This is a genomic window from Bradyrhizobium sp. LeoB3 (assembly GCF_055456055.1).
Genome location: NZ_JBVBEF010000019.1, coordinates 1 through 14,201, shown reverse-complemented (window position 1 = coordinate 14,201; position 14,201 = coordinate 1). Strand labels below are relative to the sequence as shown.

17 protein-coding genes are annotated in these 14,201 nt (G+C 63.1%); 4 read left to right on the top strand and 13 right to left on the bottom strand.

Translation table 11 applies throughout. From position 1 onward, the window contains the following. Nucleotides 1-41 precede the first annotated feature (41 nt). The 5 genes from ACZXDY_RS15470 to ACZXDY_RS15450 all read right to left on the bottom strand — a co-directional run bounded on the left by ACZXDY_RS15470 (nucleotide 42) and on the right by ACZXDY_RS15450 (nucleotide 7,448). Complete coding sequence (locus tag ACZXDY_RS15470; RefSeq protein ID WP_464346070.1) at nucleotides 42-920, bottom strand: SDR family oxidoreductase; 879 nt, start codon at nucleotides 918-920, stop codon at nucleotides 42-44. 184 nt (nucleotides 921-1,104) lie between these two features. Next, nucleotides 1,105-1,965 (bottom strand): MaoC family dehydratase, encoded by an 861-nt coding sequence (locus ACZXDY_RS15465; RefSeq protein ID WP_464346069.1) that lies wholly within the window; start codon nucleotides 1,963-1,965, stop codon nucleotides 1,105-1,107. A gap of 199 nt (nucleotides 1,966-2,164) precedes the next feature. After that, the gene (locus ACZXDY_RS15460) at nucleotides 2,165-2,554 is read right to left on the bottom strand and encodes a Zn-ribbon domain-containing OB-fold protein (protein ID WP_464346068.1); all 390 of its coding nucleotides are present in this window, start codon (nucleotides 2,552-2,554) and stop codon (nucleotides 2,165-2,167) included. Beyond that, nucleotides 2,554-3,711: a thiolase domain-containing protein gene (locus tag ACZXDY_RS15455; RefSeq protein WP_464346067.1), complete on the bottom strand. Its 1,158-nt coding sequence runs from the start codon at nucleotides 3,709-3,711 to the stop codon at nucleotides 2,554-2,556. The genes ACZXDY_RS15460 and ACZXDY_RS15455 overlap by 1 nt, the downstream gene beginning before the upstream one ends. Before the next feature lie 245 nt (nucleotides 3,712-3,956). After that, nucleotides 3,957-7,448 carry an indolepyruvate ferredoxin oxidoreductase family protein gene (locus tag ACZXDY_RS15450; protein ID WP_464346066.1) on the bottom strand — a complete coding sequence of 1,164 codons (3,492 nt, stop codon included), beginning with the start codon at nucleotides 7,446-7,448 and terminating at the stop codon, nucleotides 3,957-3,959. A gap of 387 nt (nucleotides 7,449-7,835) precedes the next feature. On the opposite strand from ACZXDY_RS15450, the gene ACZXDY_RS15445 reads away from it, so the two are divergent. Beyond that, nucleotides 7,836-8,243: a hypothetical protein gene (locus ACZXDY_RS15445; RefSeq protein WP_130230342.1), complete on the top strand. Its 408-nt coding sequence runs from the start codon at nucleotides 7,836-7,838 to the stop codon at nucleotides 8,241-8,243. Between the two features lie 65 nt (nucleotides 8,244-8,308). Here the strand turns inward: ACZXDY_RS15445 and ACZXDY_RS15440 are convergent, their stop codons facing one another. Genes ACZXDY_RS15440 through ACZXDY_RS15430 form a run of 3 tightly spaced genes read right to left on the bottom strand, consistent with a single transcriptional unit; the run spans nucleotide 8,309 to nucleotide 9,848 of the window. Then, entirely contained in the window at nucleotides 8,309-9,124 is an 816-nt protein-coding gene (locus ACZXDY_RS15440; protein WP_464346065.1) for an isocitrate lyase/PEP mutase family protein, read from the bottom strand. Between the two features lie 33 nt (nucleotides 9,125-9,157). Further along, nucleotides 9,158-9,508 carry an antibiotic biosynthesis monooxygenase family protein gene (locus ACZXDY_RS15435; RefSeq protein ID WP_028164062.1) on the bottom strand — a complete coding sequence of 117 codons (351 nt, stop codon included), beginning with the start codon at nucleotides 9,506-9,508 and terminating at the stop codon, nucleotides 9,158-9,160. A 31-nt stretch (nucleotides 9,509-9,539) separates the two neighbouring features. Next, nucleotides 9,540-9,848, bottom strand: coding sequence for an NIPSNAP family protein (locus ACZXDY_RS15430; protein ID WP_464346064.1), 309 nt, complete (start codon nucleotides 9,846-9,848; stop codon nucleotides 9,540-9,542). A 179-nt stretch (nucleotides 9,849-10,027) separates the two neighbouring features. Here ACZXDY_RS15430 and ACZXDY_RS15425 point away from each other — a divergent pair, with 179 nt between their 5' ends. After that, entirely contained in the window at nucleotides 10,028-10,723 is a 696-nt protein-coding gene (locus ACZXDY_RS15425; RefSeq protein WP_028164064.1) for an ArsR/SmtB family transcription factor, read from the top strand. 246 nt (nucleotides 10,724-10,969) lie between these two features. Then, nucleotides 10,970-11,194, top strand: a complete 225-nt coding sequence (locus tag ACZXDY_RS15420; protein WP_080663701.1) for a GCG_CRPN prefix-to-repeats domain-containing protein — start codon at nucleotides 10,970-10,972, stop codon at nucleotides 11,192-11,194. Between the two features lie 269 nt (nucleotides 11,195-11,463). Here ACZXDY_RS15420 and ACZXDY_RS15415 read toward each other — a convergent pair whose 3' ends face one another. After that, on the bottom strand, nucleotides 11,464-11,604 hold the full coding sequence (locus ACZXDY_RS15415; protein ID WP_464346063.1) for a hypothetical protein: 141 nt from the start codon (nucleotides 11,602-11,604) through the stop codon (nucleotides 11,464-11,466). Between the two features lie 422 nt (nucleotides 11,605-12,026). Here ACZXDY_RS15415 and ACZXDY_RS15410 point away from each other — a divergent pair, with 422 nt between their 5' ends. Beyond that, entirely contained in the window at nucleotides 12,027-12,488 is a 462-nt protein-coding gene (locus tag ACZXDY_RS15410) for a VOC family protein (RefSeq protein ID WP_028164065.1), read from the top strand. 14 nt (nucleotides 12,489-12,502) lie between these two features. Here ACZXDY_RS15410 and ACZXDY_RS15405 read toward each other — a convergent pair whose 3' ends face one another. The 4 genes from ACZXDY_RS15405 to ACZXDY_RS15390 all read right to left on the bottom strand — a co-directional run. Next, nucleotides 12,503-12,817 carry a hypothetical protein gene (locus ACZXDY_RS15405; protein WP_464346062.1) on the bottom strand — a complete coding sequence of 105 codons (315 nt, stop codon included), beginning with the start codon at nucleotides 12,815-12,817 and terminating at the stop codon, nucleotides 12,503-12,505. A 32-nt stretch (nucleotides 12,818-12,849) separates the two neighbouring features. Next, complete coding sequence (locus tag ACZXDY_RS15400; protein WP_464346061.1) at nucleotides 12,850-13,518, bottom strand: Fic family protein; 669 nt, start codon at nucleotides 13,516-13,518, stop codon at nucleotides 12,850-12,852. Next, nucleotides 13,515-13,691 (bottom strand): hypothetical protein, encoded by a 177-nt coding sequence (locus ACZXDY_RS15395; RefSeq protein WP_464346060.1) that lies wholly within the window; start codon nucleotides 13,689-13,691, stop codon nucleotides 13,515-13,517. Before ACZXDY_RS15395 ends, ACZXDY_RS15400 begins: the two co-directional genes overlap by 4 nt. 63 nt (nucleotides 13,692-13,754) lie before the next feature. Continuing rightward, nucleotides 13,755-14,201: carboxyl transferase domain-containing protein (locus ACZXDY_RS15390; protein WP_464346059.1), on the bottom strand; the 447-nt coding region annotated here is incomplete at its 5' end.

The following is a 14,201-nucleotide window of genomic DNA, read 5'->3' as shown; positions in this document are numbered from 1 at the left end:
CGGGCTCGTGCTTCGAGCGCCCCGGAACGACGTGTTAACCATCAAAACCGCCGCGCACCCATCTTGATCTGCTCCTCGGAGAAGAAGATCTCGCTGGCGTGGGTGGCGATATCCTCGGCCTTCCAGCCCGTGAACGGCGGCTTCCAACCTTCCATTTCCATCATCCGCATCTCCCGCACCCCACGCGGGCCGGAGACGCCGAGCACCTTGCCGGTCTGGTCGCCTGACAAATCGCTGACCATGTATAGCACGGCCGGCGCGATGCCGTCCGGGCCGAGCGCGGCACCGGGGTTTTCTTTATAGCGGGGCAGGTCTGCTGTCATGCGGGTCAGCGCGCCCGGCGCCAGCGTCCAGACCCGGATGTTGTATTTGCGGCCCTCGATCGCCAGCACGTTGGAGAAGCCCCAGATGCCGCCCTTGGCCGCGCCATAATTGCTCTGGCCGAAATTGCCGATCAGCCCCGAGGTTGAGGAGGTGTTGACGATGACGCCGCCGCCGTTCTCGCGCATCCAGCGGAAAACCGGCAGCGTGCAGCAGAAGGTGCCTTTGAGATGCACCTTGATCACCCTGTCCCAGTCGGCCTCGCTCGATTTGGCGAAGGTCTGGTCGCGCAGGATACCGGCATTGTTGACGAGGATGTCGGCGCGGCCGAAATTCTTGATGGCATCGTCGAACACCGACTGGCCGCCTTCCAGCGTCGAGATGTCGGCCCCATTGGCGACCGCGCGGCCGCCCTCGGCCTTGATCGCATCCACCACCTGCTGCGCCATCGACTTGTCGGCGCCCGAGCCATCGCGCGGGCCGCCGAGATCGTTGACCACCACCGCCGCCCCCTCGCGTGCGAATAGTCTTGCGTAGGCCTCACCGAGCCCGCCGCCCGCGCCGGTGATCAGCGCCACCTTGCCGTCGAGTAATCCCATGGTTGCTTCTCCCGTTTTGTTTTTTCTTCCTCTCCGTCATGGCCGGGCTCGTCCCGGCCATCCACGCCTTAGGCGCCATTTGCAACAAAGAACGTGGATGCCCGGGTCATCTAGCGCGAAGACGCGCTTCGCGCTTTTGCCCAGGCATGACGAAATAAACTCAGAGCGCCTCAACCACGGCCGACTAGCCCAGCACCGTCTTGCCGTTGCGGATCACGGTGACGCCGCGCGATTTCACCTTGGCTTCGAACGAGATCACGTTGCCGTCCTTCCAGAGATCGATCGTCACGGTCTCGCCGGGATAGACCGGCGAAGAGAAGCGCGCGACGTGCTGCTTGAAGGCGGACGGATCGTAATCGGCGTAGGTTTGCAGCACGCCGCGGCAGGTGATGCCGTAGGTGCACATGCCGTGCAGGATCGGGCGCGGGAAGCCCGCTTTCTTCGCGAACTCCGGATCGGAATGCAGCGGGTTGCGGTCGCCGCAGAGGCGGTAGATCAGCGCCTGGTCCGGGCGCGTTGCGATGTCGACGGTCCGGTCGGGCGCGCGCTCGGGCACCTTGTGCGGCTCGGGCTGGCCCTCGGACGGTCCGCCAAAGCCGCCGTCGCCGCGGGCGAAGCGCGAGGCGACCAGCGTGACGAGCTTCTCGCCCTTCTCATCCCTCAGGATGGTCTGGTGGCGGATCACCGCGCCCTTGTCCTTGCCCTTGTCGAACACGTCGAGCACGCTGGAATCGGCGGTGATGTTTGCGGCCGTTGCGAGCGGCTTGTGGAAGCTGATGTCGCGCTCGCCATCGACCACCAGCACGCGATTGAGGTTCATTTCGCCGGGGCCGGCACCCCAGGCCGCAACGGACGCGAAGGTCGGCACCACCTTCAGCGGACGCGGCGTCAGCGTCGCTTCATTGACGAAAGCGAGTTCGCGCTCGTCCATGGGATCGGCGCCCATGCCGATGCCATAGGCGTAGAGCATCACCTCGCGATCGCTGTAGCTGTACTTCTGGCCGAGATTTTTTAGGGCCATCAGTTGCTCGTAGTTGATCGGCATTTTTTCACTCCTCCCGGATTCTTCACCGGCACCCGTTACAGCGCCCTCTCCCCTTGTGGGAGAGGGCAGCTCCGCGGCCGGCCTCAAACTCGTTCGGGTGAGGGGTCGCCTCCACAAGCACCGAACTCGCGGAGAGAACCCCTCATCCGGCGCGCATTGCATGCGCGCCACCTTCTCCCACAAGGGGAGAAGGTTAAGGCTAGGCCGCCGTGAAGAACGGCAGTGGCGCGCCATCGGTCGGCTTCCACACCACCTTCACCTTCTGGCCGATCCTGATCTTGTCCAGGTCGCAGTCGACGATATTTGTCTGCAGTGACGGGCCTTCCTTCAGCGTGACATAGGCGATCGCATACGGGCCGGTCGGCGACTTCCGCATCAGGCTGTAGGTATGGACGGTGGCCTCGCCGGAGCTCTCTTCCCACACCGTCTTGTCGGAGAAGCAGAACGGGCAGATCGACCGCGGAAAGTAATGCGGCTCGCCGCAGGCGGTGCAGCGCTTGATCAGGAACTTGCCCTGCTTGGCCGCTTCCCAGAACGGCGCGGTTTCCGGGTTGGTCACCGGCGCATTGTATTTCTTCGCTTCAGTCATCACACGCGCTCCAGAATGCAGGTCGAGGCGGCGTGGCGGACGCCGAGCAGGCCGCCGGTGCCATGCGCGATCGCGAGATCGCAATTGGGCACCTGCACCTTCGGATGCGCTTCGCCGCGGAGTTGCCGGACGGCCTCGAGGATCTTGGTCATGCCGCCGCGGTTGACGGGATGGTTGCTGCAGAGCCCGCCGCCATCGGTGTTGAACGGCAATTTGCCGACGCCGGAAATCAGGTTGCCGTCGGCGACGAACTTGCCGCCCTCACCTTTCTTGCAGAAGCCGAGGTCTTCGAGCTGCATCAGCACGGTGATGGTGAAGCTGTCGTAGATCGAGGCGTATTTGATATCCTTCGGCGTCACGCCCGCTTCCTCGAAGGCGCGCGGGCCGGACCACACGCCGGCGGAATACGTCAGATCGAGATCCTTGCCGCCACGCGGGCCCTTCATCGCTTCGCCATGGCCGATCAGGCGCACCAGCGGCTTCTTCAGGCTCTTCGCGATTTCCTTCGTGGTGACGATCATCGCGCCACCGCCGTCGGTGACGACGCAGCAATCCATGCGGTGCAGCGGATCTGAAATCATCGGTGAGTTCAGGACGTCCTCGACTGTGACGACCTCCTTCAGCATCGCGTGCGGGTTGTATTGCGCGTGATGGGATGCGGCGACCTTGATCCAGGCGAGCTGCTCGCTGGTGGTGCCGTAATCGTGCATATGGCGCATGGCACACATGCCGTAGGCGTTATGCGTGGTAGCCCCGTAGGCGGATTCGAAATCGGCCTCGGCGCCGGCGGCGCGCGGCGGCATCACGCCGGTGCGCGGCTTGCCGGCGAGCGTCACCAGCGCGATCGAGCATTTGCCGGCAGCAATCGCTTCGGCTGCGTGACCCAGGTGGATCAGGTAGGAACAGCCGCCGGTCTCGGTGGAATCGACGTGCCGCAACTTCTTGGTGTTGAAGCCGAGATAATCGACCATCGGCCAGAGCCCTCCGGGCGCATCGCCGGCGAGGAAATAGCCGTCGATATCGTCCTTGGTGAGCCCCGCATCCTCGATCGCGCCCTTGGCAACCTCGGCATGGAGCTGCGCGGTGGATTTGTCGGGAGCATGCCGGGTGGGATGCTCATAGATGCCGGCAATGTAAGCCTTGCCTTTGATGGTCAACTCGTTCTCCGCTGGCGTTTCTGGTGCGAGCGTTTTTCTGGACCGTCAGGCAGGCCTTGGCAAGCGCGGAAATATTCCGTGCGGCGAGAGGCAGATATCTCTCCGTCGTCCCCGCGAAAGCGGGGACCCATAACCACAGGATGGCGTTGTGGGCAGGGACAAGCGGTTGTAGCGGAGCAGCCTACAAACGCCTGTGGTTATGGGTCCCGCCCCAAGGCCGGGACGACGATGATGGTGACGACCGTCTACTCAGCTGCCATCTGACGCGGGGCCGGCGGCGGGTTGGCCAGGTCGGCGGCGAGCTGAGCGTAGCGGGTTTTTGCGTCCTGCACCGCCTTTTCCTTCACCGGGCCGTAGCCGCGGATGCGATCGGGCAGCGAGAGCAACTCGACAGCGGTGTCGACCGTGACCGGCGACAACAGGCCGAGCACGGTCGCGACGTCCTTCTCGTAGCCTGCGATCAAATCGCGCTCGAGCTTGCGATCGGCGCTATAGCCGAAGAGGTCGAGCGGCGTGCCGCGCAGGAAACGCAGCCTGGCCAGCACGCGGAAGGCATTCAGCATCCACGGACCGAAGGCGCGCTTCTTCGGGCGGCCCTGGGCGTCAACGCCGCGCGCCAGGATCGGCGGCGCGAGGTTGAAGTTGAACTTGAAATCGCCTTCGAACTGCTCGCGGAGCTGGTGCTCGAACCGGCCGTCGGTGTAGAGCCGCGCCACCTCGTACTCGTCCTTGTAGGCGAGCAGCTTGGCATAGTTGATCGCAACCGCGCGCGGCAGCGCTTCGCCGTGGCCGCCCTTGGTGGCGGCATCGCGCACCTGGTCGACCAGCTTGCGATAGCGTTTTGCCAACCTGCTACTCTGATACGCCGTGAGATGGGCGCTGCGGTGGGCGATGATCTCGTCCAGCGTCATGGCATCCAGCGTCTTCGGCGCGACCGGCTCGTCCTGGTCCTTCATCATCGCGGCCAGCCGCGCCGGATCGGCGGCGGCAAGGCGGCCGAGCTGGAAGGCTTCCTTGTTCATCTTGATCGAGACGCCGTTGACCTCGATCGCCTGCTCGATCGACGCCGCCGACAGCGGCAACAGGCCCTTCTGATAGGCGTAGCCCATCATCATGATGTTGGTGGCGATGCTGTCGCCAAGCAGGGCTTCGGCCGGCCTGGTGAAATCGAAGAACGCAGAGTCCTGGCGCAGTGCGTTCTCCAGCACCGAGTTGACCTTGCGAACCTGGAAGTTGAAGTCGCGGTTGAGGATGAAGTCCGCGGTCGGGATCACATGGCTGTTGATGATGCCGGCGGTGCGGCCGGATTCGCACAGCGTGATCGTCTCCTTGGACGCCGCGACCACCTCGTCCGCGGCCAGCACGAGATCGGCGGTGCCGGTGACGATGCGCGAACAGGTGACGTCGGCCGGGTGATCGGACAAGCGGACGTGGCTCAGCACCGCCCCGCCCTTCTGTGCAAGGCCCGACATGTCCAGGATCATGCTGGCCTTGCCTTCGATATGAGCGGCCATGCCGAGCAGCGCGCCGATCGTCAGCACGCCGGTGCCTCCGACACCGCCAACCGCGATGTTGTAGGGACGCTCCAGCGACGGCCGCGTCGCCGGCTCCGGCAACTCACCGATGGCGCCGAGATCCGGCGGCGCGCGGCGGCGCAGCTTGCCGCCATCGACGGTGACGAAGGACGGGCAAAAGCCCTTCACGCACGAATAGTCCTTGTTGCAGGTCGACTGGTTGATGGTGCGCTTGCGGCCGAACTCGGTCTCCAGCGGCTCGACCGAGATGCAGTTCGACTGCACCGAGCAGTCGCCGCAGCCCTCGCAGACGGCGGGGTTGATCAGCACGCGGCGCTGCGGGTCCTCCATCAGGCCGCGCTTGCGGCGGCGGCGCTTCTCGGCGGCGCAGGTCTGCACGAACACGATCGCGGACGTGCCCTTGAACTCGCGGCACGCCTTCATGACGTTCTCAAGCTCGTCGCGATGGGCGAGCTTCACGCCGGGCGCGATGGTGCTGGCCGGATAGGCGTCGGGATTTTCAGAGACGAGGTAGATCTCGCGGATGCCTTCGGCGTGGAGCTGGAAGGTGATCTGCTGCGGCGACAGATCGCCGTCGTGACGCTGGCCGCCGGTCATCGCGACCGCGTCGTTGTAGAGGATCTTGTAGGTGATGTTGGCCTTGGAAGCGACCGCCTGCCGGATCGCCAGAATGCCGGAATGGAAATAGGTGCCGTCGCCGAGATTGGCGAAGATGTGGTTCTCGTTGGTGAACGGCGCGATGCCGACCCACGGCACGCCCTCCCCGCCCATATGGGTGAAGGTCTCGGTGTTGCGGTTCATCCACAGCGCCATGAAGTGGCAGCCGATGCCGGCCATCGCGCGGCTGCCTTCCGGCACTTTGGTCGAGGTGTTGTGCGGGCAGCCCGAGCAGAAATACGGGACGCGGGCGATCGGGGATGTCGCCTGCATTTGCGTCGCCTGGCGGCCGTTGAACCAATCGGCCTTGGCGCGCAGCATCTCGGCGATCTCAGGGTTGAGATTGAGTCGGAGCAGGCGCTCGGTCAGCGAGCTCGCGAGCGAGGCGACGCTGAGCTCGGCAGCGAAAGTAAGGAAGCGCTTCTCGTGTTCGTCCATCTTGCCGACGATGCGCGGGCGGACGTCGTCGCGCCAGTTGAAGAGTTCCTGCTTGACCTGGTTCTCGACGATCTCGCGCCGTTCCTCGACGATGAAGATCTCCTCCAGGCCGACGGCAAAGTTGCGCACGCCTTCCGGCTCCAGCGGCCAGGGCATGCCGATCTTGTAGAGCCGGATGCCGATCTTGGCGGCGATCTCCTCCGTGATGCCGAGTTCGCGCAGCGCCTGACGGATGTCCTCATAGCTCTTGCCTGAGGCCATGATGCCGTAGCGCGCGTTCGGCGAATCCATGGTGATGCGGTTGACCTTGTTGGCGCGGGCAAAAGCGATCGCCGCATAGCCCTTGTAGTCCTGCAGGCGCCGGTCCTGCTCGAAGCGGTCGTCGGGCCAGCGGATGTTCAGGCCATCAGGCGGCAGTTCGAAATCGGTCGGGATCACGAACGGCGTCATCTCGTCGCTGAGGTCGATCTCGGCCGTGGTCTCGACTGTCTCCGTGATCACCTTCATGCCGACCCAGCAGCCGGAGTAGCGCGACATCGCGATGCCGAGCAGACCCATCTCGATCATCTCGTGGATGCTGGACGGATAGAGATAGGGCATCAGCGCCGAGATGAAGGCATGGTCGGACTGATGTGGCACGGTGGAGGATTTGGCGCCATGGTCGTCGCCGGCCAGACACAGCACGCCGCCATGCTTGGCGGAGCCCGCCGCATTGCCGTGGCGGAACACGTCGCCGCAGCGGTCGACGCCGGGGCCCTTGCCGTACCAGATGCCAACCACGCCGTCGTAGTTGGCGCCGGGCGAGAGGTGGAGCTGCTGCGAGCCCCAGACCGCCGTGGCAGCCAAGTCCTCGTTCACGCCCGGTTGGAACTTGATGTTGTACTGCTCGAGATGGTGCTTCGCCGCAAAGAGCTGCTGGTCGTAACCGCCAAGCGGCGAGCCGCGATAGCCGGAGATGAAGCCCGCGGTGTTGAGGCCGGCTGCGCGGTCGCGGCGGATCTGCGCCATCGGCAGACGGACCAGGGCCTGGATGCCGGTCAGAAAGATATGGCCGGTGCCCTGAGTATACTTCTGGTCGAGACTGATCGGACCCTGGTTGATTCCCATCTAAGCCCTCGTAATCCTTGGTCGCAGCAACTGATTTTAGCTAGTCATCCAAGCGCCTTAGAACCAGTCTATGTCGGTTTTCAAAGGCCGCGCAGCACAATTCTGTGCTGAGACACCTCGCTTTCGAAGTTCGCAATTTCGTGCCTGGAATGATCGGGTTTGTTTTCGCTTCGTGCGTCGGAGGGGTGTTGCGCGAAACGCCGTGAGGTGCCCGGAAGGCCGGCAGCAGGTGGGCGGATGCAGGCATGGCGTCAAACGGCAGGCGCGATTCTCGCTCGAGTGTTTTTGTGCAGTGCATTCTTCTTCGACGAAGACGTGCAGCACGCAGGGACCGGGAACGTCAGGGAGCGCTCGCGAGTTGTAACTTAGGCTAACGGAGGAACCCCAATGGCATACCAACCGAATGACCCTGACCGCAGCAATATGACCGAGGACGAGATCCGCCATCAGGCGCGTCTCAACAATCTGGACAATGAGTTGCAGCCTGATCCGGAGCTTGCCGAGGGCCCGGCCAGTGGTGCGAAGATCGCGATGTTCGCGATTGCGATCGCGGTGGTGCTTGGCGCAGTGTTCTATGGCCTGAACAACACGTCCGTTAACAATGCCGGCACGACGCCGCCATCGCAGAGCGCGCAGAACCAGCCGGCCAACCCCGCATCTCCATCGACCACGCCGAAGGCCAACACCGAACCCGGCACGACGACGGGCGCGGCGACCAACCGCCCGACACCACCGCAGTCGAATCCGACCGGCCAGGAGATCGACCGTTCGGCCAAGCCGGACAGCAATAAGTAAGAGGTATCGACACTCTCGCAGGCACGGCGGGCTCAATCTGCCCGCCGTGTTTCTTGTGAGAACCGCTACTTGAACATCTTGTTGAGCTCGCCGCCGGGATAGCCGTGGGCGAGTTCGGTGAAGGTCCCCTGCTCCGCCATCTCGCGTGCGGCTTTCATGAAGCCGGCCCAGGCGTTGCGTGCCAGCGAGCCGCCGACGCTGATGCGGCGCACGCCGAGATCGGTGGCTTCCGGCAGCGACAGGCCGGAGGCGCCGATCAGGAGATTGACGGGTTTGGGATGCACCGCCTTTACGACTGCAGCGATCTCTTCCCGCGTCTTGATGCCGGGCGCATAGAGACAATCGGCGCCGCCGGCGGAATAGGCTTGCAGCCGCTCAATGACGAGATTGAGATCGTTCCGTCCCCACAGGAAGGCTTCGCAGCGGCCGGTGAGCAGGACGCCGCTATCCTCGGCGTCGATCGCCTTGCGCGCGGCCTTGATGCGTTCGACCGCCAGGCTGGAATCGTACAGCGGCTTTGCCGCATCGCCGGTCGAGTCCTCGATCGAGAGTCCCGCAACCCCTGTCCTGACGCCGCGGGCAACGTTGGTTGCAACGCTATCCGGCTCGACGGCAAAGCCGCCTTCGAAATCGGCGTTGACGGGCAGATCGACGGCGGCGCAGAGCGCCGTCAGATGGCCCACGACATCATCGACCGTGACGCGGTTGTCGGCCTTGCCGATGGTCCAGGCAAAGCCGGCGCTGGTAGAGGCGAGCGCCTTGAAGCCGAGTTGCTGCAGTGCGCGGGCGCTGCCGACGTCAAAGGGGTTGGGCAGGATGAAGCAGCCGCTCTCATGCAGCTTCCTGAACGCAGCGCGCTTCTCGGCAATCGTGACCGGCATGTTTGCTCTCCTTTCGATGATTGGTATTGCGAGCTAGTACGGCTCATGAACGGCACGGCTGTCCCTGGGCGCCTGCGCGCGATCGTTCATGCCGTAGTCGCGGATCACACTGGCGATCCGGATCCGGTAGTCCTCAAATATGACCGCGCGGCCCTTCGCCTGAGACCTGCGATGTTCCACCACATTGCGCCAGGCCTCGACGGCGGCTTCATTGCGGAAGAACGATATCGACAGGAACTTTCCCTTCTCGGTCAGGCTCTCGAAGCGCTCCACGGAAATGAAGCCGTCAATGCTCTCCAGGATCGGCCGCAACTCGGCGGCAAGATCGAAATATTGCTGCCGAAGTTCGGGCTTCGGCCAGACCTCGAAGATCACGGCAATCATCGGCACCTCCCTCGTTCCGGAAGGCGACAGTCTACAACGTAACCGGGCGCAAAAAAGTCCGCTCTTCGGCCAGGATGAATTTCTCTTCCTCGGCGAAGTTGAAATTGGCCATGCCTTCGGCGTCCGCGCGCAGCCGTGCGCGATAGGCCTCGTAGGCGGCAAGGCTTTCGAACGAGATCAGCGCAAAGGCGATGTTGTTGGTGCCCTCGTGCGGCATGAAGTAGCCGATCAGATCGCCCCCGCATTTGGGAATGATGGTGAGCCAGCGCCTGGAATATTCCTCGAACTGCGCGCGTTTGAAGGGATCGAGTTGGTAGCGGATGAACACGGTGATGGTCATGGGTTGCTCCCACAGCTTGCGTCGTTGCGGGCGACGGCGGAAGCATCCGTCCGCGCACGCGGAATGATGGACCGCCTCGTCGCCACCGGTGCGACACCTCGCACCGGTGCGACACTTCGATCAGGTTGCGCGAATGATAACGCCTTGCTCGACGCTAATGCTTCGGCTAAGATCGAAGTATGAAAGCTGGTCCTGACATCGCCATGGTCGCGTCGCTGGTCGGCGACCCCGCGCGCGCCAACATGCTCACCGCGCTGTTGAGCGGCCGAGCACTTACCGCGAGCGAGCTTGCGCAGGAAGCTGGCATTACGCCGCAGACCGCGAGCTCGCATCTCTCAAAGCTCGAAACCGGCGGGCTGATCGAGCCGGAAAAGCAGGGCCGCCACCGCTATTACCGCCTCACCGGCACCGACGTCGCAGGCGTGCTGGAGGGGCTTGCGGGGCTTGCCGCGCGCGCCGGCCACATGCGCGTGCGCACCGGGCCGAAGGACCCCGCGCTCCGCCGCGCGCGGATCTGCTACGATCACCTCGCGGGCGACCTCGGCGTTCAGATGCTCGACAGCATGAAGAAGCAGCGGCTGATCCGGCAGAGCAAGGACGCGATGGAGCTGACCGGCGAAGGCAAGCGCTTCATCGCGAAGGCGCTGCAGATCGACGCCGACGCGCTACTCCATCCTCGCCGCCCCGTGTGCAAGGCGTGCCTCGACTGGAGCGAGCGGCGGCATCATCTGGCAGGCACGCTGGGCGCTGCGATCATGGAGCGCTTCACCGAGTTGAAATGGGCGGCGCGCGACACGACGCCGGGCAGCCGCGTGGTGAATTTTTCGCGGAACGGCGAAAAGCGATTTGCTGCGCTATTCGGGACTGGCGAATAGCAGCACGCGAGCGCAGCGAAGAACTGGCGTCGTCATTGCTTCGTCATTTGCACCGGCAAATGTTGCAGAACGCTAACTTGGTAGCAGGTTTCTTTGCTCCACGGTAAGAAGTAACCGCTCCGTTCACATCGCGTTCAGCCCTGGAAACTATGCTCCGCGACAAGTGATGCGGCGTCTGCGACACTCCAGCGCGGCGAATCACTGTGTCGCATTCGCGTGCGGCGAGAACTCAATGGGAGAACAAGAATGAAGTATGTTCTGGCGGCGGCTGTCGTTGCGGCTGGCATGGTCGCGAGCTTCAGCTCCGCAAACGCGGCGGGCGGTTGCGGCCCCGGCTTTCACCGTGGTCCGTATGGCGGTTGCCGACCCAACCGCGCCGTCTACGTGCGGCCTGCACCGAGAATGGTGGTGGCGCCTCGCGTCTGCCCCCGCGGCTTCATTTGGCGCCATGGCCGCTGCCGGCCTTTCTAAACTTTTCGTTAAAGCGTAGAGCGTTTTCGAGCGAAGTGGACTCCGGTTCGCATAGCAATCAAGTTTACGCAGATTGCGTAGACTTATCTGCGCAGAAAACGCGTCAAAAACTAGAATCTAGAGCTTCGGATCTGATTCCATCAGAACCGAAGCTCTAGTCGAACAAAGCTCGGCCAATCAGATGGCCGAGCAGAGCGCGCTAAACTTTAGTGGCCAAAACAATAATGGGCAGGGACGCGGTCCCTGCCCTTTTTCGATCAGTGAGCCTGCTAGACTAGATTGGCCTCACCAGCGACGCCAGTGCCGCCGGTGCCAGTGGCGATGGCGATGGCGCCAGCCCCGGTGAGGATGCCAGTGGCGACGATGTCCATGACCTCCATGCCCATGACCGCGATGCCCGTGACCGCCATGCCATTGCACCTGTTCGGGCTTGAGCTTTTCAACTTCATCGCCGGTGGAAACCGCAGGATGGGCATCCGGGCTGGAAGGCCGCCGCGCGTCTTCGCTTAGTGGCATCATCGGCGCGGCTTGCGCGGTTGCAGCAAAGGTTGCCACACCTGCGGCAGCGCCCAATGCAATCTTCAAAAAGTGGCGGCGTTCCATGAACATTGTCCTTTTCTTGCTCAGCATGTGATGCCCGAACAGTGTTGCCGCCGTGAGATGAATGCCCGCTGAACTTTGCGCGTGCGCTGGGCGCGACAAAAAGCGCCGCGGCAAACGCGCGCGCCTCTGCATCCGCGGACTCGCCCACGATGTTTTTTTGCCGACACGATGCGACCAAAATGGACGCTCGGCGTTAACGGGGTTAGCTCCAATTCCGAAGGAGAATGCCATGGCGGCAAAGGCACGACCGACTCCAGACGGGTTTCACACCGTGACGCCTTATCTTATCGTGGAGGGTGCCGAGAAGATCATCAGCTTCCTGGAGCAGGCGCTGGGCGCGCGGAAACATCACGAGCCGACGCTGCGGCCCGACGGCACGATCATGCATGCGACACTCAGGATCGGCGATTCCATGGTGATGATTGCCGATGCCTCCGAGCACGCCAAGGCCATGCCCGCCATGCTCTATCTCTACGTGCCCGACGTCGACACGGCCTACCGCTGCGCCATCGAGGCCGGCGCGACCTCGATCATGGAGCCGGCGGACCAATTCTACGGTGACCGCACCGGCGGGGTGAAGGATGTCGCCGGCAATAGCTGGTTCTTCGGCACGCACATCGAGGACGTCGCACCCGACGAACTGAAGAAGCGCGCGGCGGAGATGTTCAAGAACCAGGGCAAGGCGGCGTAGGCGCGACGCGGCGATCAGGCCGCAATCTCCTCCGCCAACACCAGCACCTCACGCGTCCGCGTGACGTCAGGCCAATCGCGGTTGAAGTCGGCAATCAACCGCTTCATCTCCTCGCCACCAACCGCACGCTCGAGCGAGGCCTGGTCCGCAAACTGATAAGTCGCCAGATGTTGCGACGGATCGGTCGCGCTCCAGTGCCGCCACGCCTTCTGCGCACGGAACGATCTCAGCGCATCCGGCAAATGCGCGCGCGAATACCAGGCGTCGAAGGCGGCGCGTTTCGCGGGGTCGGTGACGGTGGCACGGACGATGAAAAGGGCGGTGGGCATGTGATCCTCTCCTGCAGTTCGTTGTGAGCGAGCTAGCCGGGAAGCTTTCCACCCATCGCTTTATAAAACTGGGTTAGCTGGTATGCGAGCAACGCAGCTAGCAGATCTTCCATCTTAGAGACGTCGATCCTCCCCTCACGAAAAGCCACATCTGCCGCATCGAGGGCATCAAAATACGGCTTACGATTGTCCACAATCTGGTCGGGAATCGTGGGGGTGCCAGGCAGGATCGAACCGGCGCGAACGGAAAGCACGGCATACGACACGATGCGCGACGTTCGCCCGTTGCCGTCCGCAAAGGGATGGATCCAATTCAGCCGCCACATGACATAGGACGCCAAGTGAATGGGCGAGTTCTCGTTCCAGTGATCATTGACATAATCGCACATGTCCTCGACCAGTTCGGGGACCAGATGTGCACCGACGGGTTCGTGCTTGCTGCCTTCTATTGCTACTCCGCCGGGACGATAGTTGCCTGCATAGGAGCTAATTCCTGTTAGCGCCTCACGGTGCAAACCCAGAATGAGCGAAGGCCGCAGCCTGAACGACCCGCGTTCGAGGGCAGTCTGTATTGCGGCAATCGCCGCGTCATACTGGCGGAAGCCATTTCTCGCTTCCGCAGTCGCCTTTTCCAGGGGATCGCTGATTAGTTCGGGCTCGAGCGCGCGACTATCCCGCCGATCGCGCTCTTCACCCGTCATCTCTCGTCCTTGGCCAACTTCTCAGCTTCGCGATCAACCATCTCGCGCGTAATCAGCTCATTCTCAAAATGAGTATTGCCGTAAACAAAGCTACGCCGCTGCTCCTCCCGATGCGCGGGAGTCGGATTGGCCGTCTTGGCCGCTTCAAGAAGCTTTTTGAGATTTTCGATCATAGTCGGAATATAGCCGAATCGGCCTATCGATGCCACGTGATTTTGGAATGCCCTACGGCATCCCTACAACGGCAGATTGTCGTGCTTCTTCACGGGGATCTCGACCTTCTTGTCCTTCAGCATCGCGAGCGCCCGCGCGATGCGTCGCCTTGTCGAATGCGGCATGATGACGTCGTCGATGTAGCCGCGCTCGGCGGCGATGAACGGGGAGAGGAAGCGATCTTCGTATTCCTTGGTGCGCGCGGCGATCTTGTCGGGGTCGCCGATGTCGGAGCGGAAGATGATCTCGACGGCGCCCTTGGCGCCCATCACCGCGATCTGCGCAGTCGGCCAGGCGTAGTTCATGTCGGCGCCGATCTCCTTCGAGGCCATGACGTCGAAGGCGCCGCCATAGGCCTTGCGAGTGATGATGGTGACGAGCGGCACCGTGCACTGCGAATAGGCGAACAGCAGCTTTGCGCCGTGCTTGATCAGGCCGCCATATTCCTGCGCGGTGCCGGGCAGGAAGCC

Excerpts from the sequence above, each read along its gene's own strand:
- ACZXDY_RS15470 (WP_464346070.1), bottom strand. The coding sequence starts at position 920 with ATGGGATTACTCGACGGCAAGGTGGCGCTGATCACCGGCGCGGGCGGC.
- ACZXDY_RS15465 (WP_464346069.1), bottom strand. The coding sequence starts at position 1,965 with ATGCCGATCAACTACGAGCAACTGATGGCCCTAAAAAATCTCGGCCAG.
- ACZXDY_RS15460 (WP_464346068.1), bottom strand. The coding sequence starts at position 2,554 with ATGACTGAAGCGAAGAAATACAATGCGCCGGTGACCAACCCGGAAACC.
- ACZXDY_RS15450 (WP_464346066.1), bottom strand. The coding sequence starts at position 7,448 with ATGGGAATCAACCAGGGTCCGATCAGTCTCGACCAGAAGTATACTCAG.
- ACZXDY_RS15445 (WP_130230342.1), top strand. The coding sequence starts at position 7,836 with ATGGCATACCAACCGAATGACCCTGACCGCAGCAATATGACCGAGGAC.
- ACZXDY_RS15440 (WP_464346065.1), bottom strand. The coding sequence starts at position 9,124 with ATGCCGGTCACGATTGCCGAGAAGCGCGCTGCGTTCAGGAAGCTGCAT.
- ACZXDY_RS15435 (WP_028164062.1), bottom strand. The coding sequence starts at position 9,508 with ATGATTGCCGTGATCTTCGAGGTCTGGCCGAAGCCCGAACTTCGGCAG.
- ACZXDY_RS15430 (WP_464346064.1), bottom strand. The coding sequence starts at position 9,848 with ATGACCATCACCGTGTTCATCCGCTACCAACTCGATCCCTTCAAACGC.
- ACZXDY_RS15425 (WP_028164064.1), top strand. The coding sequence starts at position 10,028 with ATGAAAGCTGGTCCTGACATCGCCATGGTCGCGTCGCTGGTCGGCGAC.
- ACZXDY_RS15420 (WP_080663701.1), top strand. The coding sequence starts at position 10,970 with ATGAAGTATGTTCTGGCGGCGGCTGTCGTTGCGGCTGGCATGGTCGCG.
- ACZXDY_RS15415 (WP_464346063.1), bottom strand. The coding sequence starts at position 11,604 with ATGGCGGTCACGGGCATCGCGGTCATGGGCATGGAGGTCATGGACATC.
- ACZXDY_RS15410 (WP_028164065.1), top strand. The coding sequence starts at position 12,027 with ATGGCGGCAAAGGCACGACCGACTCCAGACGGGTTTCACACCGTGACG.
- ACZXDY_RS15405 (WP_464346062.1), bottom strand. The coding sequence starts at position 12,817 with ATGCCCACCGCCCTTTTCATCGTCCGTGCCACCGTCACCGACCCCGCG.
- ACZXDY_RS15400 (WP_464346061.1), bottom strand. The coding sequence starts at position 13,518 with ATGACGGGTGAAGAGCGCGATCGGCGGGATAGTCGCGCGCTCGAGCCC.
- ACZXDY_RS15395 (WP_464346060.1), bottom strand. The coding sequence starts at position 13,691 with ATGATCGAAAATCTCAAAAAGCTTCTTGAAGCGGCCAAGACGGCCAAT.